The sequence below is a fragment of the Mycobacterium sp. E3339 genome, from assembly GCF_001666915.1.
Taxonomy (GTDB): Bacteria; Actinomycetota; Actinomycetes; order Mycobacteriales; family Mycobacteriaceae; genus Mycobacterium.
Map to the genome: position 1 here is coordinate 23,400 of NZ_LZIZ01000212.1, position 25,033 is coordinate 48,432.

The following is a 25,033-nucleotide window of genomic DNA, read 5'->3' on the forward strand; positions in this document are numbered from 1 at the left end:
CTAATCGTGGCTGGGCTCGCTGCAGTTCAGTAGCTCTTTGAGCGCCGCCGGAAACGCGTCGGCGAGCTCCCACAGGTCGGCAACCAGGTCGGGGCAGGAGTTGAGGCCGATGCCGAGCCGGCCACCCAGCGACATGACCGTGATGTTCAGCGCGGCGGGCGCGATGAGCGGGCCCAGCGGGTACATGGCGTCGACGCGGCAACCCGTGAAGTAGAGCTGTTCCTGCGGTCCCGGCACGTTGGACAGCACCAGGTTGTGCGGCGGGTATTGGGACAGGGCTGAGCGAGGCAGCAGCCGGCGCGCGGCGCCGAACATGGTCTGCCCGACCACCTGCGTCCAGTCCTGCAGCAGGCTGGGTCCCATGGCGGCGGCGTGGTCCTTGGCCGCGGCGTTCCCCTCGGCGATTCTGCTCAGCCGCTCGGCGGGATCGTCAAGGTGGGTTTCGAGCCGGCACAGCATCCAGCTGGTCTGGTTGCGGCCCGGCCGGCCTGACCTGCCCCGCACCGACACCGGCACGCTGGCGACCATCGGTCGGTCCGGTAGCTCGCCCCGGTCCGACAGGAACTGGCGCAGCGCCCCGGCGCACAGGGCCGTCACGACGTCGTTGACGGTGACGCCGAACCTGTTCTTGACCGTTTTGACGTCGTCGAGGTCCAGGTTGGCGAAGGCGACGTTGCGCCGCCGGCTGAACGGGCCGTTGAACGCCGTCGACGGCCCCGCGAACGGGGCGGCCATGGTCTGGCCCCCGCCACGAGCACGCAGAATCGTCTGCGCCACCGTCAGCGCCGTCGTGGGCACCACCTTGGCCAGGCGCCATGGCCGCAGCCCGGCACCGATCAGCCCGGAGGCCGCGATCTGCAGGGGACTCGCCCCGCCGGCGCGGGTGGCGGGCTCCGGGGCGGGGGCGTCCGGGGCGGTGCTGCACAGCTTGGCCAACAGGTTGGCCCCGCCCACCCCGTCGACGACCGCGTGGTGGACCTTGAGGACGACGGACAGCGCTTCGCCGCCGTGCATGCCCTCGATCACCCACATCTCCCACAGCGGGCGATCGCGATCGAGTGGCAGCCCGGCGATGTGCCCGCAGATCTCGGCTAACTCCCTGGAGCCGCCCGGCGCGGGCAGCGAGACGCGGTGCAGATGGCGCGCGAGGTCGAATCGATCGTCGTCCACCCAGACCGGATGGTCGAAGTTCAGTTGGTTGTCGGCCAGCTTGAGCCGGAATTCGGGCACCGCGTCGAGCCGCTCAGACAGCGCGTCGCGAAACCGGTGGAACGTGTAGCCGCCCGGCATGTCACCGGGATCCAGCTCCATCACGCAGCAAACGTTCAATGGCTGCGTCGGCGATTCCAGGTATAGAAAGAACGCGTCTAACCCACTGAGTCGTTGCATTTCCGCTCGTCTCTTTTGCGCGGCCGTGACCGCTGGTCAGATGACCTGTGGTCAGCCCCGGTCCACGCGGGCGAACGCGATCAGGACCGACCGCAATCTCTAGATGTGATGACTGTCTGTAGCCGTTGTGCGGTCTCGGGCAAACATCGAAAAGTCAGCGATTCGCCGGGCCCCGGGCCATCGCCGAGTTGGGGGCCGCCCAGTCGGTGGACACCTTGCGGTGCTTGATCAGCCAGCTGTCACCGTCGGGCACCAGGGTGTCGCGGTAGCGACCGAAATGGTCGAGCCCGACATGGGTGACCACGGTGAAATACGACGACACGTGCGCAGTGTCGCGGGTCAGGCCGGTGAACAGCACGTTGGTGAGGTTGTGCCGGACGACCGCCTTGGCATCGGCTTGCCCGGCGACGTCGACGCGGCCGAGGAACGACGCGATCGCCGATCGCCCGCGCAGCGGCTCCATGCCGCGGATTTCCAGGACGCCCTCCGCGCAGAACGTGTCGGCGAGACCGCCCGAGTCGCCGGCGTCACCGGCCCAGTTGTATCGGGCGAGGGTGTCGCGGATCCGTTCCCGCGCGACCAATTCCCAGATCTCCACAGTGATTACTCCTCGCGCGCAGCCTAATACGCGAAAGGGCGATCGCTACTTCACGATGTGGGGCCGGAAACCGATCGGGGCCGCCGGTGTCACGCCGTTGAGGTCGAAGACGGCGATCAGCGCCCGCAGCAGGGCAGGGGACCAGTCCTCGAAGGGCTGGGCGTCGAGGCGACTGAGGACCTCGTCGCGCAGATAATCGATGCCCGACGGCAGGTCGCTCATCGCGCATCCCGATCGCGCCAGGGACCCGGTTCGGTGATCAACGAGCCAGCTCCCTTCGGCGAAAGTTCCCGCCTCGACGCTAAGTGCCGCGCGTCGCCGGTGTACAGCCAACTGGCCAAACTCAAATGTGTCTGCCACGCGCGGGAATGAATCCCGGTCCGAAGTCGTACAACAGGCATGGAACTCAACGCCGCCGCCCGCGACCTCATTGGCAAGGGCGCCGATGCCACGCTGGTCACCCTCAACCCCGACGGCAGCCCCCAGGTCAGCCTGGTCTGGGTGGCGCTGCGGTCGACGCCGGAGGGCGACGAGCTCGTCACCGCACACCTGGCCGCGCACAAGAAGGTTCGCAACGTCCGTCGTGACCCCCGGGTGGCCGTCACCATCGTGTCGCTGGACGGGTTCGGCGCCGGGATGCGGCCATACCTTTCGATCGCCGGGACGGCGCGAATCGTCGAGGGCGGCGCGCCGGAGCTTCTCGCCGAGCTCAACCCGATCCTGGGCGACCCGAACACGAAGTTTCCGCCGGACGGCGCGCCGCCGGGATTTTTGACCCGCATCCGCATCGACAAAGTCGGCGGCATCGGACCCTGGGCGGCCTGACGCCCGATCTGCCACTTCCGCGACGACCGGTAGCGGAATACAGTGGGTGGGTGACGACGGGCGAAGACGGCAGGCACCTGCGCACCTGCCCCCTGTGTGAAGCCATGTGCGGCTTGGAGATTCACGTCGACGGCGGCAGGGTCACCGGCATCCGCGGCAATCGCGACGACGTGTGGAGCCGCGGGCACATCTGCCCGAAGGGCGTCTCACTCGCGGCGCTGCACGACGACCCGGACCGCATCCGCCGGCCCATGATCAAGGTCGACGGGCAATGGCGCGAAGTGGGCTGGGACGCCGCGTTTCGGCGCTGCACCGAATTGCTGACGCCGGTGATCGCCGAGTACGGCATCGGCGCGGTCACCGCCTACACCGGCAACCCGCTCGCGCACTCGTTTTCACTGGCCCGGTATGCGGGCGTCCTGATGGGCATGTCGGGAATGCCGGTCACGTATTCACCGGGCACGGTCGACCAATGGCCGAAGAACCTGTCGTCACACCTGATGTACGGCCTCTGGTGGAACTTCCCGGTGCCCGACATCGAACGCACCGACCTGATGGTCATCATGGGCGCGAACCCCGCCGCGTCGCAGGGCTCACTGCTGGCCGCGCCCGACGTGATGGGCCTGATCGATCGAATACGCGAGCGCGGCAAGGTGATCGTGATCGACCCGGTGCGCACGCAGACCGCGGCCCGCGCCGACGAATGGCTGCCCATCGTGCCCGGGACCGACGCCGCGCTGCTACTGGCGGTGGCGCACACGCTGTTCGACGAAAACCTGATCAATCCGGGACCACACGTCGGCGGTGTCGACACGATGCGCCGAGCCGCCGCGGACTGGCCCCCGGAACGGGTGAGCGCGGTCACCGGTATCGGCGTGGACCGCATCCGGGACTTGGCACGCGAGCTCGCCGGCACCGAGAGATCGGTGGTGTACGGGCGAATTGGCTTGTGCAACCAGGAGTTCGGCAGCCTGGCCAGCTGGATGGTGGACGTCATCAACATCCTGACCGGTCATTTCGACGTGCCCGGGGGAGCGATGTTTCCGCGGCCGGCCGCCTGGTCGATCACCACGCAGCCGCTGCCCGGGCTGGAGGGCGGCCGCGCGGAATTCGGGCGATGGCACACCCGGGTGCGCGGGGCCAAGGAGGTGCTCGGGCAGGCGCCCGTGTCATGCATGGCCGAAGAGATCGCCACCCCGGGAGAAGGGCAGCTCAAGGCGCTGATCACCGTCGCCGGCAACCCGGTGTTGTCCACCCCCGGCGGCGACAAGCTCGACGAGGTGCTGCCGATGCTGGAAGCGATGATCTCCGTTGACCTTTGGCTCAACGAGACGACGCGGCACGCCGACGTGATCCTGCCCGGGCTGTCGCCGCTTGAGCAGCCGCACCACGACGATCTGATCCTGCTCTTCGCGATCCGCAGCATCGCGAACTATTCGGCGCCGGTGTTCGACCCGGGGGATCGCCCGCACGAGTGGGAGATCCTGATCCGGTTGACCGGCCTGTGCACCGGCACGCCGGCCGAAGACGTCGACGTCGCCGCGATCGACGACGGCTTCTTCGATTACCTGGCCTTCACGCGGGGACTCGACGGGGCCGAGATCCGCAAGCTCTACGCGCACGGCGGCCCCGAGCGGATGCTGGACCTCACGCTGCGAACCGGCCCGTTCGGTGACCAGTACGGCAAGAACCCCGGCGGGCTGACGTTGGACCTGCTCAAGGCCAACCCCAACGGCATCGACTTCGGGCCGATGGTGCCGCAGCTGCCCGACATTCTGGACACGCCCGACAAGAAGATCCGGCTCGCCCCGCAGTACCTGCTCGACGACCTGCCCCGGCTGGCCGCCCGGCTGGAGCGACCGGCCGAACCGCTCGTCCTGGTGAGCCGCAGGCATCTGCGCTCCAACAACACCTGGTTGCACAACGTGCCCGCCCTGATGAAGGGAAAGGAGCGGTGCACGTTGCTGATTCACCCCGACGACGCGGCCCGCTGCGGCGTCGCGGACAACGACGTCGTCACGGTGAAGTCCGAGGCCGGCGAAATCAAAGTGCCCGTCGAGGTTACCGACGCGATCAAGCCCGGCGTGGTGTCGATGCCCCACGGCTGGGGACACGGCAAGCCGGGCACCCGGATGGCCGTGGCAAACGGCTCGCCGGGCGCCAACACGAATGTGCTTTCCCCGCCGACGTTTATCGACGAGCCGTCCGGCAACGGCGCACTGAACGGCATACCGGTCACGATCATCGACGACCAAGCCCGGTTCCGTCCCGCGCAAACAACCTGAGCCGCTTAGATGTTTCCCCCGCCGCATCGTTAACGGCGTGCACCGCACTGTGGTTCATCTCACCCGGAGCGCCTCCGGCTGAACCATCGAAGCGAGCCCGTCGTCGGCATAGGCATGACTGCAACAACGCATTTGAGATCCGAGGGCCGACCCGCTCGACGACGGCGCGCGGGGGCGCACGTCGCCGGAACCGCGGTGGCCTTCACCCAGCACCGCTACAACCAAGACGAAGTGGCGCGCGAGCTCACCGAATTCACCGATCCGCGGTTCCTGCGCTTCGCGCAGACGACGGGGGTCGACCAGCGCAGCCTCGCGCTGCCGCTGTCGCGGTACCCGCGGTTGAGCGGATTCACCGAAGCCAACGACGCCTATCTCGAGGTCGCCGTGGACCTCGGCGAGCGGGCGATACGCTCGGCGCTGACCGAGGCCGGCATCGACCCGCACGAGGTGGACACGATTGTGATGGTCTCGAGCACCGGCATCGCGGTGCCGACCATCGACGCGCGATTGATGACACGGATCGGCCTGCGGCCCAACGTCAAACGCGTTCCGCTGTTCGGCCTGGGCTGCGTGGCGGGCGCCGCAGGCATGGCGCGCGTGCACGACTACCTGCAGGGCCACCCCGAGGACGTGGCCGTGCTGCTGTCGGTCGAGTTGTGTTCGCTCACCCTGCAACGCGACGACACCTCGATCCCCGCCCTCATCGGTGTGTCCTTGTTCGGCGACGGCGCCGCCGCCGTGGTCGCCACGGGCGCAGAACGAATTCCGCTGCGCCGCAACGACCGGTCCGCCCCGCGGCTGCTCGCGACCAGGAGTCGCGTGGTTCCCGAGACGGTTGACGTGATGGGGTGGAACGTCGGCTCCAGCGGCTTTCAGCTTGTGATGTCGCGCGACGTGCCGAAAATGGCCGACACCTACCTCCGCGAAGAGGTCGACGGGTTCCTGGCGGACCACGGCCTGTCCCTGGCCGACATCTCGGCCTGGGTGTGTCACCCCGGCGGCCCGAAGGTGCTCGACTCGATCGAGGACGCGCTGGGGCTGCCGCCCGCCGCCCTGCGCCACAGCCGGGACTCGATGCGGGACAACGGCAACATCTCCTCGGCGTCCGTGCTCGACGTGCTGCGCCGGACCGGCAACCAGCCACCTGCGGCGGGGTCTTTCGGGGTCATGCTGGCGATGGGGCCGGGCTTCAGCTTCGAACTGTTGTTGCTGCAGTGGTGACGGGGGAAACCATGTATTACTGCCTGTTCATCCTGGCCATCGCCGCCGAGCGCGTGGTCGAGCTGGCCGTCGCGCAACGCAACACCAAATGGTCACTGGCGCAGGGCGGCAAGGAATTCGGCCGCGACCATTACCCGGCGATGGTCGGCATGCACGCCCTGCTGCTGGTCTCGTGTCTGGTCGAGACTTTCGCGCTGGCGCGGCCGTTCGTCCCGTGGCTGGGTTGGCCGATGCTCACGGTGGTGGCGCTCAGCACGGTGGTGCGCTGGCGCTGCGTGCGCATTCTCGGAAAGCGTTGGAACCCTAGGCTGATCGTGCTCCCGGGAGCACCGCTGGTTCGCGACGGGTTGTATCGATGGGTGCGCCACCCGAATTACGCGGCGGTCACGGCGGAGGTGGCCGCGCTGCCGCTGGTCCACTCGGCGTGGCTGACGGCCATCGCGTTCAGCGTTGCAAACGCGGCGGTGTTGCGCGTGCGGATCCGCGCTGAGAACGCCGCCTTGGGTTATGCGTGAGCGCTCACGGCGCGATGGGGCGATTCGTCCACTCGCGGTCCGGGCGGCGCGTCGAGCGGAACCAGCCGCCCGCCGCGGCGGTACCGCCGTCGGTCGGGACGGTGTGGCCGGTGACGAAGGCCGACAAATCCGAGGCCAGAAACAGGATCACACGCGCCTGGTCCTCCGGCACGCCCATCCGGCCGACCGGAACCCACTGCGGCCACTGGGCCCGCTCGTCGGCCGACAACCATCGCGAGTAGGGCACTTGAAGGGATTCGGTGACGTCGGGCGCGATCGCATTGACCCGCACCCCGCGGCCACCGACCTGCACCGCGAGGCTGCGGGTGAACTGGATGACCGCGGCCTTGAACGCGGCGTAGACGGGGTCTTCCGGGTAGCCGCGCAGGCCCTCGACCGACGACACGTTGACGATCGCACCGGCCCGCCGGGCCACCATCGCGGGCAGGAAGGCGTGGGTGACCAGGAAGACATGATGCAGGTTGATCCGGTAGAGCTCGTCCCAGAGACCGGGATCGGTGTCGGCGAAATTCCCCGGGTGCCGCAGCCAGTGGCCCACGTTGTTGACCAGCACGTCCACCCTGCCGTAGCGATCGAGCACCGATCGCGCCAGGTCGTCGACCGCGGCCGCGAGCCGCACATCGGCAACCACCGCGACGGCCGAACCCCCCGCGTCGGCGATGTCGTCCACGACGCCGGCGGCGAGCCCGCCGTCGATGTCGACGATGACCACGTGGGCGCCCTGCCGGGCGAACAGTCGCGCGGTGGCGGCGCCGATGCCGCCGCCGCCCCCCGTCACCACCGCCACCCGATCATCCAGCAGCGCGTCAGGGCGCGTTTCGTCGTTCATCGCTCATATCTTGGGCCACCGCGAACCGATCGCGAACCCCGGGACGGCAAACAGCCGGAATACCGTCCTATACCCACCCTTAACCGGCGGTAAACCGTGATGTAGCCAACATTCGCGCCGTCTTCACCCGCAGTTTTTCCTGGCCGCCGGTGGGTATTCCGTCCGCACTTAGGAGGATTGCATGGTTAGCACCACCGATCCACGTCGCTTATTGCCAAGTGGCGCAATGAAGCGGCGAGTCCACCACCGCCACAGCCCGCAATCGGTAGCGGTCTCGCTGGCCAGCCGGTTGATCGTGAAGAACACCATCCGTGCGTGGGCGTTTACGCCGAACCTGCACTGGCCGTTCGAATATGTGGACGGCTTCGCGGGATTGATGCCGCGGTTTGGCATTTCGGCGCAGATCGAGCCGGTGCGGCTGGAAAACTGTGCCGCCGAGTGGGTTTGCGCGCCAGGCGCCTCGACCGATCGGGCGATCCTCTACCTGCACGGCGGGGCCTTCCTCACCTGCGGCCTCAACACGCACCGCTCGGTGGTCACCCGATTGTCGAAGGCCGCCGATGCCGCGGTGCTCACCGTCGGATACCGAAAGCTGCCCACCCATCAGATAACCGACGCGATCGACGACGGCATGGACGGGCTGCGCTGGCTGGAGGAACGCGGCTTCACCGGCGACCGGATCGTTGTCGCCGGCGACTCGGCCGGCGGATATCTCGCCTTCATGACCACGCTGCTGGCCATCAACAGCGAGTTCATGAGGCCCGCCGGGATCGCCACGATCTCACCGTTCACCGATGCCGACCCGGCACGAAAGCTCAAGCACCCCAACGCGCGCAAGTGCTCCATGTTCACCCGCGGCGCGTTGTCCATGTTCGCCCGATACCTCAGCCAGGCGCAGGTCCTCGAGGGACGGGGCGATTCGGCCGTGGCATCGCCGGTGGACGCCGAGCTGTCCGCGCTGCCGCCGGTCACCATCCACGCCAGCTCCGACGAGTTGCTGCTTCCCGACGCCGAACTGATGGCAAAGCGCTTGGAAGCCAGCGGAATCCCGTGCGATCTGCATCTCTGGGACAGGCAGATTCACGACTTCCCGTTGGCCGCGGACATCCTGCCGGAGGGCAGGCGGGCCATTCGCTACATCGGTGACTTCGTCAAGGACGTCACCGCGGCGGCCTCGCCGTGGCGCCACCACCTGCATGCCACCGCCGCGGCGGGCTAACACAGTCGTCGTAATCGGCTGCACCACAACCCATCTGATGATCGGCCAGCGCCCGCACCCGGTTCTACGCTGTTCGCTCCGGCCCGGCGCCGGGCCCTCGAGAGGGACCCCGCCCTGCGGATCGCCGGGTGGGGCGTCGCCGACGGAAACGTCGCCGGAAAGGCCATCGTCGCGCTCGGGCATCCACGGCCGGTCGCCCACGGTCCCACCGTCCAACACGCGGCGGCACCCACGCCTCCTCGCGGCCGGCGAGGGCGCGATCGAGATTGGCCGTCCCGATTCACCCGGCTGCCGATACAGTTGGTCGTGATGAGCCGACCATCCCCTCCTGTGTTGACCGTGCGGTACGAGGGATCCGAGCGCACGTTCGCCCCGGGCAACGACGTAGCGATCGGGCGCGACCTACGCGCAGACGTGCGCGTGGCGCATCCGCTGATCTCCCGCACCCACCTCATCGCCCGTTTCGACCAGGGCCGATGGGTCGCCATCGACAACGGCAGCCTCAACGGCCTGTTCGTGAACCACCATCGCGTGTCCATGGTCGACATCCAGGACGGCACGCGCGTCAACATCGGCAACCCGGACGGTCCGGCGCTGACCTTCGAGGTCGGCCGCCACCAGGGCTCGGCCGGACGGCCCCCGCTGACGGCGTCGATACCGATCGTCAACCCCGCCACCGCGGCGAGCCCGCAGGCTTCCGCGCCTCAGCCCGGCGCGCCATGGCCCGGCCAGCAGTCGGCGTCGGCCGCCTTTCGGCAGCCCAGCGGCCCGCAGCCCGTCCACCCGCCGAGCGCGCCGCAGCCCGTTCATCCGCCGAGCGGATCGATGCCCAGCCAGCCGTCGGCCGCCCAGCCCCGGTACCCGACCGGTGGCCAGCCGGCGGCACCACCCAGCGGGCCGCAGCACGCCCCCCAGATCTACCGCTCGCAGTCGATGAATCTGCCCCCGGCCCAGGCCGCGCAGCCGCCGGGGCTGGAGACTCAGCGCGTCAGCGGTGACGCGTCGAACCTCGCGACGTCGATGATGAAGATCCTGCGGCCGGGCCGGGCGGTCGAGTCGACCCCGGGCGCAATCAAGATCGGCCGCGCCAACGACAACGACATCGTCATCCCCGAGGTGCTTGCGTCGCGGCACCACGCCACCCTGGTCCCGACGCCGCACGGCACCGAGATCCACGACAACCGCAGCATCAACGGCACCTTCGTCAACGGCGCGCGGGTCGACTCGGCGGTGCTGCACGACGGCGACGTGGTCACCATCGGCAACATCGACCTCGTCTTCGCCGGCGGCACCCTGGCTCGCCGCGACGAGAGCGCCACCGCCACCCGCACCGGCGGGCTGGACGTGCGCGGTGTGACGTGGACGATCGAGAACAACAAGACGCTGCTGGACGACATCTCGCTGGGCGCGCAGCCCGGCACGCTGACGGCGGTGATCGGCCCCTCCGGGGCGGGCAAGTCGACGTTCGCCCGACTGGTCGCGGGGTACACGCACCCGACCCGCGGCACGGTCGCGTTCGAGGGCCACAACGTCCACGCCGAGTACGCCTCGCTGCGCAGCAGGATCGGCATGGTGCCCCAGGACGACGTGGTGCACGGCCAGCTCACGGTGCAGCAGGCGTTGATGTACGCCGCCGAGCTGCGACTGCCGCCCGACACCACCAAGGACGACCGGGCTCAGGTGGTGGCCCGGGTGCTCGAGGAGCTGGAGATGACCCAGCACCTGCACACCCGCGTCGACAAGCTCTCCGGTGGCCAGCGCAAGCGCGCGTCGGTCGCCCTGGAGCTGCTGACCGGGCCGTCGCTGCTGATCCTCGACGAGCCGACCTCCGGCCTGGACCCCGCGCTGGACCGCCAGGTGATGACCATGCTGCGGCAACTCGCGGACGCGGGCCGCGTGGTGCTCGTCGTCACCCACTCGCTGACCTACCTGGACGTGTGCGATCAGGTCCTACTGCTGGCCCCGGGCGGCAAGACCGCGTTCTGCGGCCCGCCCAGCCAGATCGGCCCCGCCATGGGGACCACGAACTGGGCCGACATCTTCAGCACGGTCGCCGGCGATCCGGACGGGTCCAAGGCGCGCTACCTGGCGCGCACGGGACCGCAGCCGCCACCGCCCCCGGCGCAACAGCCCGCCGACCTCGGCGACCCCTCGCACACCAGCCTGTTCCGGCAGTTCTCCACGATCGCCAGGCGGCAGGTCCGGTTGATCTTCTCCGACCGCGGCTACTTCGTGTTCCTGGCGCTGCTGCCGTTCATCATGGGTTCGCTATCCATGTCGGTGCCCGGCACCGTCGGCTTCGGCACCCCCAATCCGATGGGCGCCGCGCCCAACGAGCCGGGTCAGATCCTGGTGCTGCTCAACGTCGGCGCGGTGTTCATGGGAACGGCCCTGACCATCCGCGACCTCATCGGTGAACGCCCGATCTTCCTGCGCGAACAGGCGGTCGGCCTGTCCACCACCGCCTACCTGCTCGCGAAGGTCTGCGTCTACACGGTTTTCGCCATCATCCAATCGGCGATCGTGACGATCATCGTGCTGCTGGGCAAGGGCGGGCCGACCCACGGGGCCGTCGCACTGGGCCGGCCCGGCCTCGAGCTGTTCGTCGACGTGGCGTTGACGTGCGTGGCCTCGGCGATGCTGGGGTTGGCGCTGTCGGCCGTCGCCAAGTCGAACGAACAGATCATGCCGCTGCTCGTCGTGGCGGTCATGTCGCAGCTGGTGTTCTCCGGCGGCATGATCCCGGTGACCGGACGGGTGGGTTTGGACCAGATGTCCTGGGCGACGCCCGCGCGCTGGGGGTTCGCCGCGTCGGCCTCCACCGCCGACCTCACCGCGTTGGTGCCCGGCCCGCTCAGCCCGAAGGACTCCCACTGGCGTCACACGCCGGGCGCGTGGTGGTTCGACATCGCCATGCTGGTGCTGATCAGCCTCTTCTACCTGGGCTTCGTCCGCTGGAAGATCCGCCTGCGGGGCGGCTGAGGCCCCGCCGGTCAGGCCCCTTTGCGCATCACCTGGTCGGCCGCGGCGCGCATGCGATCCGACAGCGCAAGGAGATCGTGCTCGCCGACGCCGAGCGGAAGGGTGTAGGCCAGCTGGCGCAATTCGACCGAGTAGTTGCGCAGGTCGTCACGGAGGCGTGTCTCAACAGTGGGCATGACTTCTCCCTCAGGCTGCGGCTGGGCAGAGTGCCCGGTCCCCGTCGACCGGCCGGTATGCAAATCTTCGCAGTCCCTCCCCACAACGGCGAGAGCGCCGATGCGAATTAACGGGAGTTTGACAGCGTCTTTACAGTCCGGGCCTCGGCCCGGCCTACCGTCACGGCGAAATCCCCGGCGCGATCTCGCCGTGGCGTTACGCTGACGCTGCTCGGTGTAAGGCTCGCGGAAAGGCACAGGCGCCCGGATGGACTTCGAACTCGACGCCGGGCAGCACGCATGGCTGACCGAGGTCCGCGAGTTCCTCCGCGACAACGTCACCGCCGAGTTGCGAGCCGAGCTGGCCCAGCATGACCTGGAGTTCCCCGACGGCGAGGTGGCGCGGTTCCGCCGCAAGATCGGGGAGAGGGGCTGGTTCGGGCTGAACTGGCCGCGCGAGTACGGCGGACTCGGCCTGGGCGCCGTCCATTTGCATCTGCTCGCCAGCGAATTCGAGTACTGGGGCGTGCCCGGCCCGGATCTGACGGTCACGTCGGTGGCGCCGATGATCATGCGGCACGGCACCGAACGAAACAAGACCGAATGGCTGCCGCCGATCGCCAGGGGCGAAATGGTCTGCGCCGTCGGCTATTCCGAGCCCGAGGCGGGTACCGACCTGGCCAGCCTGCGCACCAGCGCGGTGCGCGACGGCGACGAGTGGGTGATCAACGGCACCAAGATCTGGAACAGCGGCGCTCAGCGCGCCACCCACGAGTGGCTGTGTGTCCGCACCGATCCCAACGCCGTTCGCCACCGGGGCATCTCGGTCATCATCGTGCCGATCGACAGCCCCGGCGTGACGATCCGGCCGCTGTACGCGTGGTCGGGCTATCGCACCAACGAGGTGCACTTCCGCGACGTGAGCGTCCCGGTCACCAACCTGGTGGGCGAGGTCAACCGCGGCTGGACGTACATCACCGGTGCGCTTGACCTCGAACGCGGCGCCCTGACCAACGCCGGCGACCTGCGGCGCGCCGTGGAGGAGCTGCGTGACCTCGCGCGGCGGCCGCGCCGGGACGGCACGGTGCCGGCCGAGAGCGCGTCGCTGCGACGCCGGCTTGCGCAGGCCGAGGCCGACGTGGCGGTCGCCACGCTGATGGGGTACGAGGCGGCCTCGATCCTCGACAGCGGCGTGATCCCGTCGGTGGAGGTCAGCGTCGAGAAGGTGTTCACCAGTGAACTGCGCCAGCGCATCGCCGTGCTCGCGCTCGATCTCCTCGGCCCGGACGGGTTGCTGGCGCACCGCAGCCAAAACGCGCCGCTGGCCGGCAAGTTCGAGCGACTGTACCGGGCCGCGCCCCTGATGCGTTTCGGCGGCGGGACCAACGAGGTGCTTCGCGACATCATCGCCCAGCGCGGGCGCAAGATGCCCAGCTACGGGCGCTGACGGGGCGACCGGACACCATGAGAGCGATCCCCACCGCTGAACAGCGCCAGTTCGCCTCTTCGCTGCGCGCCCTGCTGGCGGCCGAGTGCCCGGTGGAGTTGGTGCGCGGGCTCAGCGAACCGGGTGCCGACCGCCGCACCCCGGCGCTGCACAAGGCCCTGACCGACGCGGGCGTCCCCGGCCTGGCCCTGGCGGAGGAATACGGCGGGGCCGGCGGCTCGCTGGACGACCTCGCCGTCTTCTACACCGAGGCCGGCCGCGCGCTGTGCCCGACGACCATCCACAGCAGCATCCAGGCCGCGCTCGCCATCGACCAGCTCGGCTCACCGGACGCCAAGGCGGCCTTGCTGCCGGACCTGGCGCGCGGGTCGACCCGGGGTACCACGGCGCTCTTCAGCGCGCGCGACGCCGCCGTGGTGTCGGCCTCGGTGCGCGCCGAACCCGTGTCGGCGCAGTGGCGGCTGACCGGCGCCGCGGACTACGTCGCCGACGCCGACGTCGCCGACGTCATCGTGATTTCGGCTGCCGCGCAAGGGCATACGCTGGTCTTCGTCGTCGACGCCCGAGCGACCGGCGTGACGATGGAGGCCCTCGCCATGGCGGGCGGGCACCGCGCGTTCACGGTCCGCTTCGACGGCGTCCTGGTCACCGGCGACGCGCTGCTCGGTGACGCCCCCGCGTCGGCCTTGCGGCGGGTGGCCAACGCGGCGGTGGCCCTGGGGTCGCTCGACCTGGTGGGCGTAGGGGAGGCGGTCATCGACCGCACCGTCGACTACACCACCGTGCGTCACCAATTCGGGCGGCCCATCGCGTCCTTCCAGGCCGCCCAGCATCTGGTCGCCGACATGCATATCGCCCTGGCGGCGGCGCGACTGGCCGCGCATGCGGCCGTCTTCTGGATCGCGCACGGCCACACGGCAACCCGGGAGACCGCCATCGCGCGGATGCACGCGGCCACCGCCGCCCGGCTGATCACGTTGGACGCCCACCAATTGCACGGCGGCATGGGGTATGTCACCGAGACCGATCTGCACCTGTGGACCGAGCGGGCGCGGCTGGGCTCGACGTGGGGCGGCGGGGCGGACGTCGCCGCGTCGTGGCTGGAGGAAACCTTGGATGCAGAGGAGGGCCGGTGATTCAGGACAGCTTGATCGACGCCGAATCGGCGTCGCGGGTCGGCACCGTCGCGGCGTCCGCGACGGGCGAGGTGAACCGGCGCGACTGGCAGCGATGGGCGGCCGCGGTCGGTGACCACAACCCGCTGTATTTCGACCCGGATCACGCCAGGGCCAACGGGTTTCGCGACATCATCTGCCCGCCGCTTTTCCTGCAGTACGCCGTGCTCGGCGTGACCCACCTGCAAGCGCTGCGCCCCGACGGTTCCTCCGGCGCGATCTCCGGCAGCCTCGCGTTTCCCCGCGCGCCCAAGCGGATGGCCGGCGGGGAGAGCTTCACCTTCCACCTGCCGGCCTACCACCGCGACGACATCGAGATGGTCCGCACCATCGACTCCATCGTCGAAAAGGAGGGCCGATCGGGCAGATTCGTTCTGGTCACCTGGACCACCGTGTACCGCAACCAGCACCGCGAACTGCTCGCCGAAGCCTCGACCTCGATGATCGCCCGCCCCTAGGAGCGCCATGACCGACCAAGTCTTTTACGAGGACGTCGAGGTGGGCCACCGGATGCCCGAACTCACCGTGACCGTCGACGAAACGCAGCTGTTCTTCTTCAGCGCCGCGACCTACAACGGCCATCGCATCCACTACGACAAGGACTGGGCGCGCACGGTCGAGGGGTACGACGACGTGCTGGTGCACGGTCCGCTGCAGGCCGCGCTCCTCGGCCGCGCCATCGGGGACTGGATCGGCGGGCGAGGCCGCCTGGTGTCCTTTTCCGTGCAGAACCGTGCGGTCGCCCACCCCGGGCAACCCCTGAGCTTCGGCGGGACGATCACCGGCAAACGCCTCTCCGACGACGGCGCGGGGCTGGTGGACCTCGACATCGCGGGCCGCCGCCAGGACACCGTGCTCATGCCGGGCACGGCGACGGTCGCGCTGCCCCGACGCGGGGCGCCTCCGGAAGCCGATCAGTGACCGGGCTGCGCGGCGAGGCCGCGATCGTCGGCATCGCGGAGCTGCCGGCGCAGCGCCGCCCCACCCGCCCGCCGCTGTTCACCCTCGACCAGTACGCGCTGCTGGCCAAGATGGTGGTCGAGGACGCGGGCGTCGACCCCGCCTGCGTCAACGGCCTGCTGACGCACGGCATCGCCGAGTCGACGATGTTCGCACCCGCCACCCTGTGCGAATACCTCGGCCTGGCACTGGATTTCGGGGAGCGCGTCGACCTGGGCGGGGCCACCGCCGCGGGCATGATCTGGCGGGCCGCCGCCGCCGTGGAGCTCGGCATCTGCGACGCGGTGCTGGCCGTGGTCCCCGGCTCGGCGTCGCAGCCGCAGTCCGAGAAGCGACCACCACCGGCACCGAATTGGTATGGCGCGTCGTCGAACAACTACGGATCGCCGCAAGCCGAATTCGAGATCCCGTACGGCAACGTGGGCCAGAACGCGCCGTACGCGCAGATCGCCCAGCGCTACGCCGCCGAATTCGGCTACGACCCTTCCACGCTGGCCAAGATCGCGGTCGACCAACGCACCAACGCGTGCGCCCACCCCGGCGCGGTGTTCCACGGCACCCCGCTCACGGTCGACGACGTGCTCGCCAGCCCGATGATCGCCGACCCGATCCACATGCTGGAGACCGTGATGCGGGTGCACGGGGGAGCGGGCGTGCTGATCGCCAACGCCGACATCGCCCGTCGCGGTCGCCACCGGCCGGTGTGGGTCACCGGCTTCGGCGAACACATCGCTTTCAAGACCCCGACCTACGCCGAAGACATGCTGCGCACCCCGATCGCCCGCGCCGCCGACCGGGCCTTCGCGATGGCCGGCCTGACCCGGTCCGAGGTGGACATGGCGTCGATCTACGACTGCTACACGATCACCGTGCTGATGAGCCTGGAGGACGCGGGCTTCTGCGGCAAGGGCGAGGCGATGGCGTGGATCGCCGGCCACGACCTGACCTACCGCGGCGACTTTCCGCTCAACACCGCCGGCGGCCAGCTGTCCTACGGGCAGGCCGGCATGGCCGGCGGCATGCACCACGTCGTCGACGGCGCCCGGCAGGTCATGGGCCGGGCCGGCGACGCGCAGGTGCGCGACTGCCACACCGCGTTCGTCACCGGCAACGGCGGCATCATGAGCGAGCAAGTCGCGCTGCTGATGCGGGGGGACTAGCGATGAGTGTCCCCGTTCCCGAGCCCACGCCGGTGTCACGCCCCTTCTGGGACGGCCTGGCCCGCCACCGCATCGTGGTGCAGTACTCGCCCTCGCTGGCGCGCCACGTGTTCTACCCGCGCACGCTGGCCCCGGGAACGCTGGCCGACGACCTCGAATGGCGCGAAATCGACGGCGCCGGAACGCTGTATACGTTCACGATCGCCCGCCGGCCCACCGCGCCACCGTGGGCCGACGCCTTGCCGCAGCTGCTCGCGGTCGTGCAGTGGGACGCGGGGCCGAAGTTCAGCACCGAGTTGGTCGACGTCGACCCCGGCGACGTCGGAATCGGCATGCGGGTGCGGCCGGTGTTCTACGATCTGCCCGAAAACGGAATCACCCTATTGAAGTACCGGCCGGCATGAGCGGCCCGGCGATGCGGGCGGAGGTTCACATGGACGGCCCCCTTGACGGCGTCCGGGCGATGCTGCGCGAGTTGGACGCCGGATTCCCGCGCATCGAGACCATGACCGCCGACGAGGCCCGCGCCGCCGTCGCGCAGCGACGCCAGCCGGTCAACAACATCGACGACGTCCGCCGCACCGAGGACCGGTCGATCCCCGGCCCCGCCGGCGCCATCCCCGTGCGGGTCTACCACCCCCATGGCGACACGCGCGACGAGCGCCCCGCGATCGTGTTCTGCCATGGCGGCGGATTCGTGTTGTGCGACATCGAATCCCACGACGGCTTCTGCCGCGCGCTGGCCCGCGGCACCGAGGCCGTCGTGGTGTCGGTCGGGTACCGCCTCGCGCCCGAACACCGCGCCCCCGCGGCCGCACTGGACGCGTTCGCGGCGTTCTGCTGGGTGATCGACCACGCCGCCGAACTCGGCATCGACCCGGTGCGGACCGCCGTCGCCGGCGACAGCGCCGGCGGCAACCTCGCCGCCGTCACCGCCATCCTCTGCCGGGACCGGGCGGTCGCCCCGCCGGCCGCGCAGCTGCTGATCTACCCGGTAATCGACCCGTCCTTCGACACCGAGAGCTATCGGCGCTGCGCCACCGGCTACTTCCTCACCCGCGCCGCCATGCGGTGGTACTGGGGCCAATACCTGGACAGCACAACGCTTTTGGATCCGCCACACCTGGTCGCGCCGGCGCGCGCGGCTTCGCACGCCGACCTGCCACCCGCCGTGATCGTCACCGCCGGCCTCGATCCGCTACACGGCGAGGGCCGCGACTATGCGTGCCGACTGCGCGACGCGGGGGTGCCCGTGGTGCACCGCGACTTCCCGGACCTGTTCCACGGCTTCCTGACCATTCCCGCTTTCCCCCCGGCGGCCTCGGCGCAGGCCATGATCTACGCCGACCTTCGGGAACTGCTGCAACCCACCGTCTGCGAGTCGACATGACCCCGAAGACAGACACCGACGTCATCGTCATCGGGGCCGGGTTCGCCGGGCTCTACGCCGTGCACCGGGCGGCCTCGGCCGGCCTGTCGGTGATCGGCCTCGAGGCGGCGCCCGACGTGGGCGGCACCTGGTACTGGAACCGGTACCCCGGCGCCCGGTGCGACGTCGAAAGTGTCGACTACTCCTACTCGTTCGACGACGCGCTGCAGCAGGACTGGACGTGGAGCGAACGGTTCGCCGCGCAACCGGAGATCCTCGCCTACCTGCGGCACGTCGCGGACCGATTCGATCTGCGCCGGCACTATCGATTCGAGGTCGACGTGGTCGGCGCGGCCTTCGAGCAAGCCCAATGGCGGATACGAACCCGCGACGGGCGGACCCACGCCGCGTCGTTCCTCGTCTGCGCGACGGGTTGCCTGTCGGCGGTCAACCGTCCGGCCATCCCCGGCGTCGACGACTTCGCGGGCGAGGTGTACTTCACCGCCGCCTGGCCGCGCGAGGACCCCGACCTGCGTGGCAAACACGTGGGCCTGATCGGCACGGGATCGTCTGGCATTCAAGCGGTTCCGATCGTCGCCGCGCAGGCCGATCGGCTGGTGGTGTTCCAGCGATCGGCGAACTACAGCATCCCGATGCCCAACCGCCCCTGGACGCCGGAGGAGCAACAACAGATTCGGGAGCAGTATCCCGAGCGGCGCCGCATGTCGGCCTATGCGGCGGCCGGCACCCCGCACGGCACCTACCACAAGCGGGCCGTCGACACCGAACCGCAGGAACGCGCCGAGGCGTTGTGGCGGCGCTGGCGCGAGGGCGGCGTGCTGTTCGCCAAGACGTTCCCCGACCAGAACTCCGACCTCGCGGCCAACGACATCGCCCGTGAGTTCGCCGAGCAGCGGGTCCGCGAAATCGTCGCCGACCCCGAAGTGGCCACCGACCTCATCCCCGTCGACCACCCGATCGGGTCGAAGCGAATCTGCACCGACGGCGGCTATTACGACGCGTTCAACCGCGACAATGTCGCGCTGGTCAACCTGCGTCGCGAGCCCATCGAGGCGATCACCGCCGACGGCGTGCGCACGGGCGCGGCGACCTATCCCTGCGATGTCCTGATCTTCGCCACCGGCTTCGACGCGCTGACCGGCGCGCTGACCCGCATCGATCCACAGGGGCCCGGGGGAGTGCGGCTGAGCGACGTCTGGGCGGACGGCCCGGTGACGTTCCTGGGCCTGATGGTGCCCGGCCTGCCGAACCTGTTCACCATCAGCGGCCCGGGCAGTCCCTCGGTGCTGGCCAACATGGTGCTGCACGCCGAGGTGCAGGTCGATTGGGTCACCGAGCTGATGTTGACCGCCCGCCGCCTCGGGGTGACGGAGGTGGAACCGCGCCGCGACGCCGCCGACACCTGGACCGACCACGTCGCCGAGGCGGCCGAGCAGACGTTGTTCCCGAGGGCGGCCTCGTCCTGGTACCTGGGCGCGAACATCGAGGGCAAGAAACGAATCTTCATGCCCTACGCCGGCGGGTTCGGCACGTATCGGCGCCACTGCGACGAGGTGGCCCGTCGGCACTACGCCGGGCTGGTGCTGACCACCCGATGATCGAGACGGTCCAGCAGCTGCTGCGGCAACGCCGCAACGACGACACCCCGGCGCTGGCCTCCGGCGACCGCGTGTGGACCTGGCGCGAACACCTCGCCGAGGCCGAGGCGCAGGCCGCCGCGTTGATCGCCCTCGCCGACCCCGCCCGCCCGCTGCACGTCGGCGCCCTGCTGCCCAACTCCCCGGCGATGCTGCGCGCCATGGCGGCGGCCGCGCTGGGCGGCTACGTGCTGTGCGGCATCAACACGACGCGGCGCGGGGCGGGCCTGCTGGCCGACATCCGGCGCTCCGACTGTCAGCTGCTGCTGGTCGACCCCGAGCACGTCGCCCTACTGGATGGCCTGGAGCTCAACGGGATTCAGGTGCTCGACGTAACCGGCCGGCGCTACGCCGACCTGGTGGCCGCGGCGCCGGCCCTGGTCCCGCATCGCGAGGTCGCCGGCGGCGACACCCTGATGATGATCTTCACCTCCGGGACCAGTGGCGACCCGAAGGTCGTGCGGCTCGCCCACGCGATGACCGTCATGTGCGGCGCCAGCCTGATCTACCAGTACGACGTCACCGCCTCAGACGCCTGCTACCTGTCGATGCCGCTCTTCCACTCCAACGGCGTCGCCGCCGGATGGGCGGTTGCCATCGGGGCCGGCGCGACCATGGTCCCGGCCCGGTTCTCCCCGTCGCGGTTCCTCGACGACGTGCGCCGCTACCGCGTGACGTACCTCAACTATGTCGGCAAGCCGCTCGCCCTGATCCTGTCCACCCCCGAGCGCCCCGACGACGCGGACAACACGTTGCGCGTGGCCTTCGGCAACGAGGCGACCGACCGCGACATCGCCGAATTCGCAAGGCGTTTCGGGTGCCGGGTGGTCGACAGCTTCGGTTCCAGCGAATTCGCGGTGATAGTCGTCCGGGAGGACGGCACCCCGCCCGGATCGATCGGCCGGCCGTATCCGGGGGTGAGCGTCTACAACCCGGAGACGCTGCGCGAATGCGCCGTCGCCCAATTCGACGAGCACGGGGCGCTGACCAACTTCGACGACGCGGTGGGCGAGCTCGTCAACACCCAGGGCGCGGGGCCGTTCGTCGGCTACTACAACGATCCGGACGCCACCGCCCAGCGGATGCGGCATGGCATGTACTGGTCCGGTGACCTGGCCTACCGCGACGCCGACGGCTGGATCTACCTGGCCGGGCGGACGGCGGATTGGCTGCGGGTGGACGGCGAGAACCTGGCGGCGGGCCCGATCGAACGGATTTTGGAGCGGCTGCCCGAGGTCAGCCAGGTCGCCGTCTACGGGGTGCCCGACGAGCGGGTGGGCGATCAGGTGATGGCCGCGCTGGTGTTGCGCCCGGGCGCGCGGTTGGGGCCCGACGAGTTCGCGAGTTTCCTTGCCGCGCAACCCGATCTGTCGCCGAAGGGCTGGCCGCGGTACGTGCGGATCAACGTCGACCTGCCCACCACGGCGACGAACAAGATCCTCAAACGCGCGCTGATCGCCGCGGGCGCGAGCGCGCAGGGCGGCGTGCTGTGGACCCGCGCGGCGCGCGAGAGGACATACCGTCCGGAGCGCACCCCCGGCCGGCAGGTCCCGGTGAGCTAGGCGACGGTTTCCTGCGGCGCTTCCCCGAACCGCGCCAGTACCAGGGTGGCGGACACGGCCACCACAAACCCCGTGATCACCAACCAGCCGAGCCCGTCGCGCGCGTTGTCGCCCAGCCAGACCACCCCGACGAACGCGGGCGCGATGGTCTCACCGACGACCATCCCGGCGACGGCGGTCGTGACGGATCCGCGGTGCAGGGCGGAGGTCAGCAGCAGGAAACCCGCGACCCCGCCCGCGGCCGCCGCGTACAACGCCGGGTTGGTGTAGAAGGCGCGCCGGGTCGGGTCGATCACCTCGATCAGCCGGACACCGACCTCAATGACACCGAAACCGGTTCCGGCCGCCAACCCCAACGCCAGCGCCCGCGGGCGGTCCGGCAGCCGGCCCGCAACGGCGCCGGCGACGAACACCACGGCCACCACGCCCAGCAATGCCCAGCCCAGCCCGGCCGGAGCGTGCCGGAAGTGCCCGGGGCCGGCCGCCAGCGCGAGCGCGACGAGGCTCACGCACACCACGCCCACCGCCGTCCATTCCGCCCGCGACAGCCGGGCCGACAGCAGCCACGCGGACGCGACGCCGGTGACCGCGATCGAGGCGGCCAGCGCCGCGGCGACCACGTAGATCGGCACGAGTCGCAGCGCCGCCACCTGGAGCAGGAAGCCGAGCCCGTCCAAGCCGACGCCGACGAGGTAGCGCCACTGGCGGGCGGCGCGCATCAGCAGCACGGTGTCGACGCCCGAGCCGCTGCCCGCTTCCACCGATCGCGTCGCGGCCGCCTGCAACACCGACGCCGTGCCGTAACAGACCGAGCAGCCCAGCGCGAGGAGGAAGCCGATCAGCACACGTCGAACAATAGGCGCACCGCTCACGCGGTGGCGCGTCAGCTGAGAATCCGCTGAACAAATGTTTGGGCGTTGCGGGATCCGGGCACGCGGGGTGTAACGCATCGCGCCAGGTCCAGCCACACAGCATTTGCAATAGTGAACAGGCGTGCCTTCTGTATGGCGCCTGAAAAACGTCGTGTTGCCTGATAGTACAACCTAATTCAATATCGACGTTTAAAGTCGGTGTACAAGTGTGTACTCTGATTGCATGGCTGAGCGCGGCGCTGAACCCCAGGTCCCACGCGGGCGTCGGCTGTTCCTGCGAGCGGTCCGGCGGCTGTTCAGCCCGCTGCAGCCGGACGATTACCTCGAGATGATCAACCCGCTGTGGACCACCAAGGAGCTGCGCGGGAAGGTCGAGGGCATCGAGGCCCAGGGCTCGGAAGCGGCCAGCGTCCTGATCCGCCCGGGGTACGAGTGGCCCGGCCACAAGCCCGGACAGTACGTGCGCCTCGGCGTGGTCATCGACGGCGTCTACCACTGGCGTGCTTACTCGCTGACGTCTGATCCCAGGCCCGACGACGGGCTGATCAGCGTCACGCCGAAGAGGGTCGACGGTGGCGTCGTGTCGCCGTATCTCGTGCACAAGATTCAGCCGGGCGATCTGGTGCGGCTCGGCGAGATCGAGGGCGTCTTCACCCTGCCGGACCCGCTGCCGCCGAAGCTGCTGTTCATCAGCGCCGGCAGCGGCATCACGCCGATAATCAGCATGCTGCGCGACCTCGACCATCGCGACGAATTGCGCGACGCGGTGGTCATCCATTCGGCGCGGACCCGCGAGCAGGCCATGTTCCTGCCGGCCCTGGAAGAGCTCGAGGAACGCCACGAAGGGCTGCGGCTGGATCTGCGCCTCACCTCCGAGCAGGGGCGCCTGACACCCGAGGAGCTGGACGACGTGTGCCCGGACTGGCGGGAACGCGAGGCGTTCTGCTCGGGTCCGGGGGAAATGCTCGACGCCCTGATCGAGCACTGGAAAGAGAACGGGGATTGCGATCGCCTGCACTTCGAGCGGTTCCAGCCCAAGATCGGCGGCGACGCCAACGCCGGCGAGGGCGGCACCGTCTGCTTCTTGGACAGTGAGAAGGAAGTCGAATGTGACGGTGGCACATCCATTCTCGAAGCCGGCGAGAAGGCGGGACTCAATCTTGCGTTCGGCTGCCGGATCGGAATTTGTCATACCTGTGTCGGGACGCTGAAGTCGGGCAAGCTGCGCGACCTGCGCTCGGGCGACGTGATCGAGCCGACGGAGCAAGACGTGCGGATCTGCATCAACACCGCCGAGGGCGACGTCGAACTCGAACTGTGATGGAAAGGAGCGGCTCGTGACAACTGCCGTTAAAAGGGCCGGGGAGAGCCCGCTGTCCCGGTTGGGGGAGCAGGAACTGGAAAAACTCGCCAAGGAATTCGACGCGATCCACGACGAGGTGTTCGCCGACCTCGGCGACCGCGACCGGCGCTACATCAAGAACGTCATCTCGGCACAACGTCAGATCGTGGTGGCCGGCCGAATCCTGTTGCTGGCGTCGCGGTCCAAGACCGCGTGGCTGCTGGGCACCGCCTGCCTCTCCATGGCCAAGATTCTGGAGAACATGGAGATCGGCCACAACGTGATGCACGGCCAATGGGATTGGATGAACGATCCCGACATCCACTCGTCGGTCTGGGACTGGGACACGGCCTCGACGGCCGAGTCGTGGAAGCACTCGCACAACTACATCCATCACACGTTCACCAACATCCTCGGCAAGGACAAGGATCTCGGCTACGAGATCATGCGCATCGACCCCAATCAGAAATGGGCTCCGCGCTACCTGGGCCAACCGATCTACAACCTGCTGCTGACGCTGCTGTTCGAGTGGGGCGTGGCCGTCCACGACATGGACATCGACGCCATCCGCAAGCGCGAAAAGCCGTGGTCGGAGGTGCGCAAGGACCTACGGGGCATCGGGGTCAAGGCGCGCGCGCAGATCTACAAGGACTACCTCGGCTGGCCGGCCATCAGCGCCGGCGCGTTCGCGCTCACCCAGTTGGCGCTGGGCGGCCGGCTCGAACAGCCGTCGCAATCCCGCATCGCCAGAAGGCTGCGCAGGGTGTCGAAGGGCCGTCGCGCCGGCGCCGCGGCGAACTTCCTCGACAAAGTCGCGCCCGGCGTCGAGAGCACCTACCTACGCACCCTGGCCGCCGACGCGCTGGCCAACGTCATCCGCAACGTGTGGGCGCACGCCATCATCTTCTGCGGCCACTTCCCGGACCAGACCTACACGTTCACCCAGGAAGAGGTCGAGAACGAGACGCGCGGCGGTTGGTACGTGCGCCAATTGCTCGGCGCCGCGAACATCGACGGCAGCCCCCTGTTCCACATCATCAGCGGCAACCTGGGCTATCAGGTGGAGCACCACCTCTACCCGGACATGCCGAGCAGTCGCTACTCGGAGATCGCGCCACAGGTCAAAGAGATCTGCGAGCGCTACGAGCTGCCGTACAACTCCGGTCGTTTCGGCAAGCAGTGGGGGATGGTGCACCGCAGCATCTTCCGGCTGGCCTTCCCGGGCGGAGCGCCGCGGCCGAAGCCCGGCCCCTACCACGGCAACGTCCACCGGCCCGATCCCGACCGGCCCAGCGAGGGCGACCGCTTCCGAGATCGGGTCCCGGCCGAACACCCGGCCGCCGGTCCCGAACACGACTCCGCCGGCGTCGAGGTGCAGCCGCCGCCGCGGGGCAAGGACTGACGCGCGCCGCAGATCGGCGAGTCTGAACCATTTTCGCCGGCCCGCCG

23 protein-coding genes are annotated in these 25,033 nt (G+C 69.4%); 17 read left to right on the forward strand and 6 right to left on the reverse strand.

Features of this window, described 5'->3' with window-relative positions:
* From A5702_RS19710 to A5702_RS26480, 3 genes are all read right to left on the reverse strand, one after another.
* Complete coding sequence (locus A5702_RS19710) at positions 1-1,389, reverse strand: wax ester/triacylglycerol synthase family O-acyltransferase (RefSeq protein WP_055401585.1); 1,389 nt, start codon at positions 1,387-1,389, stop codon at positions 1-3.
* 154 nt (positions 1,390-1,543) lie between these two features.
* Positions 1,544-1,987, reverse strand: a complete 444-nt coding sequence (locus A5702_RS19715) for a nuclear transport factor 2 family protein (protein ID WP_068222895.1) — start codon at positions 1,985-1,987, stop codon at positions 1,544-1,546.
* A 45-nt stretch (positions 1,988-2,032) separates the two neighbouring features.
* Complete coding sequence (locus A5702_RS26480) at positions 2,033-2,209, reverse strand: hypothetical protein (RefSeq protein ID WP_156349483.1); 177 nt, start codon at positions 2,207-2,209, stop codon at positions 2,033-2,035.
* Positions 2,210-2,386: 177 nt separating this feature from the next.
* On the opposite strand from A5702_RS26480, the gene A5702_RS19720 reads away from it, so the two are divergent.
* The 4 genes from A5702_RS19720 (at position 2,387) to A5702_RS19735 (ending at position 6,833) form a co-directional block, all read left to right on the forward strand.
* Positions 2,387-2,812 carry a PPOX class F420-dependent oxidoreductase gene (locus tag A5702_RS19720; protein ID WP_068222898.1) on the forward strand — a complete coding sequence of 142 codons (426 nt, stop codon included), beginning with the start codon at positions 2,387-2,389 and terminating at the stop codon, positions 2,810-2,812.
* Between the two features lie 50 nt (positions 2,813-2,862).
* On the forward strand, positions 2,863-5,097 hold the full coding sequence (locus A5702_RS19725) for a molybdopterin-dependent oxidoreductase (protein WP_082956136.1): 2,235 nt from the start codon (positions 2,863-2,865) through the stop codon (positions 5,095-5,097).
* A 114-nt stretch (positions 5,098-5,211) separates the two neighbouring features.
* A complete protein-coding gene (locus A5702_RS19730) occupies positions 5,212-6,318 on the forward strand; it encodes a type III polyketide synthase (protein WP_082459784.1) in 1,107 nt (368 codons plus the stop codon).
* Between the two features lie 11 nt (positions 6,319-6,329).
* Complete coding sequence (locus A5702_RS19735; RefSeq protein WP_067823015.1) at positions 6,330-6,833, forward strand: isoprenylcysteine carboxyl methyltransferase family protein; 504 nt, start codon at positions 6,330-6,332, stop codon at positions 6,831-6,833.
* Between the two features lie 4 nt (positions 6,834-6,837).
* Here A5702_RS19735 and A5702_RS19740 read toward each other — a convergent pair whose 3' ends face one another.
* A complete protein-coding gene (locus A5702_RS19740) occupies positions 6,838-7,683 on the reverse strand; it encodes an SDR family NAD(P)-dependent oxidoreductase (RefSeq protein ID WP_067823012.1) in 846 nt (281 codons plus the stop codon).
* Positions 7,684-7,864: 181 nt separating this feature from the next.
* Here A5702_RS19740 and A5702_RS19745 point away from each other — a divergent pair, with 181 nt between their 5' ends.
* Both A5702_RS19745 and A5702_RS19750 read left to right on the forward strand, forming a co-directional pair.
* Positions 7,865-8,902 (forward strand): alpha/beta hydrolase, encoded by a 1,038-nt coding sequence (locus tag A5702_RS19745; protein WP_067823009.1) that lies wholly within the window; start codon positions 7,865-7,867, stop codon positions 8,900-8,902.
* A 309-nt stretch (positions 8,903-9,211) separates the two neighbouring features.
* A complete protein-coding gene (locus A5702_RS19750; RefSeq protein WP_082956138.1) occupies positions 9,212-11,884 on the forward strand; it encodes an FHA domain-containing protein in 2,673 nt (890 codons plus the stop codon).
* Positions 11,885-11,895: 11 nt separating this feature from the next.
* Here the strand turns inward: A5702_RS19750 and A5702_RS26770 are convergent, their stop codons facing one another.
* A complete protein-coding gene (locus tag A5702_RS26770; RefSeq protein WP_197281170.1) occupies positions 11,896-12,060 on the reverse strand; it encodes a hypothetical protein in 165 nt (54 codons plus the stop codon).
* A 247-nt stretch (positions 12,061-12,307) separates the two neighbouring features.
* On the opposite strand from A5702_RS26770, the gene A5702_RS19760 reads away from it, so the two are divergent.
* The 9 genes from A5702_RS19760 to fadD1 are packed head-to-tail and all read left to right on the forward strand — an operon-like array spanning position 12,308 to position 21,370.
* Positions 12,308-13,486, forward strand: a complete 1,179-nt coding sequence (locus tag A5702_RS19760) for an acyl-CoA dehydrogenase family protein (RefSeq protein WP_068222900.1) — start codon at positions 12,308-12,310, stop codon at positions 13,484-13,486.
* A 17-nt stretch (positions 13,487-13,503) separates the two neighbouring features.
* Positions 13,504-14,622 carry an acyl-CoA dehydrogenase family protein gene (locus A5702_RS19765; RefSeq protein WP_068222901.1) on the forward strand — a complete coding sequence of 373 codons (1,119 nt, stop codon included), beginning with the start codon at positions 13,504-13,506 and terminating at the stop codon, positions 14,620-14,622.
* Positions 14,619-15,119 carry a MaoC family dehydratase N-terminal domain-containing protein gene (locus A5702_RS19770; protein WP_067822999.1) on the forward strand — a complete coding sequence of 167 codons (501 nt, stop codon included), beginning with the start codon at positions 14,619-14,621 and terminating at the stop codon, positions 15,117-15,119. Before A5702_RS19765 ends, A5702_RS19770 begins: the two co-directional genes overlap by 4 nt.
* Positions 15,120-15,126: 7 nt before the next feature.
* The gene (locus tag A5702_RS19775; protein ID WP_067822996.1) at positions 15,127-15,582 is read left to right on the forward strand and encodes a MaoC/PaaZ C-terminal domain-containing protein; all 456 of its coding nucleotides are present in this window, start codon (positions 15,127-15,129) and stop codon (positions 15,580-15,582) included.
* Positions 15,579-16,781 carry a thiolase family protein gene (locus A5702_RS19780; RefSeq protein WP_067822993.1) on the forward strand — a complete coding sequence of 401 codons (1,203 nt, stop codon included), beginning with the start codon at positions 15,579-15,581 and terminating at the stop codon, positions 16,779-16,781. The genes A5702_RS19775 and A5702_RS19780 overlap by 4 nt, the downstream gene beginning before the upstream one ends.
* A 2-nt stretch (positions 16,782-16,783) precedes the next feature.
* Positions 16,784-17,185 (forward strand): Zn-ribbon domain-containing OB-fold protein, encoded by a 402-nt coding sequence (locus A5702_RS19785; RefSeq protein WP_067822990.1) that lies wholly within the window; start codon positions 16,784-16,786, stop codon positions 17,183-17,185.
* 29 nt (positions 17,186-17,214) lie between these two features.
* A complete protein-coding gene (locus tag A5702_RS19790; protein WP_067823116.1) occupies positions 17,215-18,171 on the forward strand; it encodes an alpha/beta hydrolase in 957 nt (318 codons plus the stop codon).
* A complete protein-coding gene (locus A5702_RS19795; RefSeq protein ID WP_067822987.1) occupies positions 18,168-19,769 on the forward strand; it encodes an NAD(P)/FAD-dependent oxidoreductase in 1,602 nt (533 codons plus the stop codon). Before A5702_RS19790 ends, A5702_RS19795 begins: the two co-directional genes overlap by 4 nt.
* Positions 19,766-21,370, forward strand: coding sequence for a fatty-acid--CoA ligase FadD1 (fadD1, locus tag A5702_RS19800; protein WP_068222903.1), 1,605 nt, complete (start codon positions 19,766-19,768; stop codon positions 21,368-21,370). The genes A5702_RS19795 and fadD1 overlap by 4 nt, the downstream gene beginning before the upstream one ends.
* On the opposite strand, the gene A5702_RS19805 is transcribed toward fadD1, so the two are convergent.
* The gene (locus tag A5702_RS19805; protein WP_067822980.1) at positions 21,367-22,215 is read right to left on the reverse strand and encodes a DMT family transporter; all 849 of its coding nucleotides are present in this window, start codon (positions 22,213-22,215) and stop codon (positions 21,367-21,369) included. The genes fadD1 and A5702_RS19805 overlap by 4 nt on opposite strands.
* Before the next feature lie 250 nt (positions 22,216-22,465).
* Here A5702_RS19805 and A5702_RS19810 point away from each other — a divergent pair, with 250 nt between their 5' ends.
* A complete protein-coding gene (locus A5702_RS19810) occupies positions 22,466-23,563 on the forward strand; it encodes a ferredoxin reductase (protein WP_055401550.1) in 1,098 nt (365 codons plus the stop codon).
* Between the two features lie 16 nt (positions 23,564-23,579).
* Positions 23,580-24,986 carry an acyl-CoA desaturase gene (locus tag A5702_RS19815; protein WP_068222907.1) on the forward strand — a complete coding sequence of 469 codons (1,407 nt, stop codon included), beginning with the start codon at positions 23,580-23,582 and terminating at the stop codon, positions 24,984-24,986.
* Positions 24,987-25,033 lie beyond the last annotated feature (47 nt).

Excerpts from the sequence above, each read along its gene's own strand:
- A5702_RS19745 (WP_067823009.1), top strand. The coding sequence starts at position 7,865 with ATGGTTAGCACCACCGATCCACGTCGCTTATTGCCAAGTGGCGCAATG.
- A5702_RS19760 (WP_068222900.1), top strand. The coding sequence starts at position 12,308 with ATGGACTTCGAACTCGACGCCGGGCAGCACGCATGGCTGACCGAGGTC.
- fadD1 (WP_068222903.1), top strand. The coding sequence starts at position 19,766 with ATGATCGAGACGGTCCAGCAGCTGCTGCGGCAACGCCGCAACGACGAC.
- A5702_RS19720 (WP_068222898.1), top strand. The coding sequence starts at position 2,387 with ATGGAACTCAACGCCGCCGCCCGCGACCTCATTGGCAAGGGCGCCGAT.
- A5702_RS19765 (WP_068222901.1), top strand. The coding sequence starts at position 13,504 with ATGAGAGCGATCCCCACCGCTGAACAGCGCCAGTTCGCCTCTTCGCTG.
- A5702_RS19740 (WP_067823012.1), bottom strand. The coding sequence starts at position 7,683 with ATGAACGACGAAACGCGCCCTGACGCGCTGCTGGATGATCGGGTGGCG.
- A5702_RS19810 (WP_055401550.1), top strand. The coding sequence starts at position 22,466 with ATGGCTGAGCGCGGCGCTGAACCCCAGGTCCCACGCGGGCGTCGGCTG.
- A5702_RS19795 (WP_067822987.1), top strand. The coding sequence starts at position 18,168 with ATGACCCCGAAGACAGACACCGACGTCATCGTCATCGGGGCCGGGTTC.
- A5702_RS19710 (WP_055401585.1), bottom strand. The coding sequence starts at position 1,389 with ATGCAACGACTCAGTGGGTTAGACGCGTTCTTTCTATACCTGGAATCG.
- A5702_RS19790 (WP_067823116.1), top strand. The coding sequence starts at position 17,215 with ATGGACGGCCCCCTTGACGGCGTCCGGGCGATGCTGCGCGAGTTGGAC.
- A5702_RS19735 (WP_067823015.1), top strand. The coding sequence starts at position 6,330 with ATGTATTACTGCCTGTTCATCCTGGCCATCGCCGCCGAGCGCGTGGTC.
- A5702_RS19785 (WP_067822990.1), top strand. The coding sequence starts at position 16,784 with ATGAGTGTCCCCGTTCCCGAGCCCACGCCGGTGTCACGCCCCTTCTGG.
- A5702_RS19730 (WP_082459784.1), top strand. The coding sequence starts at position 5,212 with ATGACTGCAACAACGCATTTGAGATCCGAGGGCCGACCCGCTCGACGA.
- A5702_RS26770 (WP_197281170.1), bottom strand. The coding sequence starts at position 12,060 with ATGCCCACTGTTGAGACACGCCTCCGTGACGACCTGCGCAACTACTCG.
- A5702_RS19750 (WP_082956138.1), top strand. The coding sequence starts at position 9,212 with ATGAGCCGACCATCCCCTCCTGTGTTGACCGTGCGGTACGAGGGATCC.
- A5702_RS19775 (WP_067822996.1), top strand. The coding sequence starts at position 15,127 with ATGACCGACCAAGTCTTTTACGAGGACGTCGAGGTGGGCCACCGGATG.
- A5702_RS26480 (WP_156349483.1), bottom strand. The coding sequence starts at position 2,209 with ATGAGCGACCTGCCGTCGGGCATCGATTATCTGCGCGACGAGGTCCTC.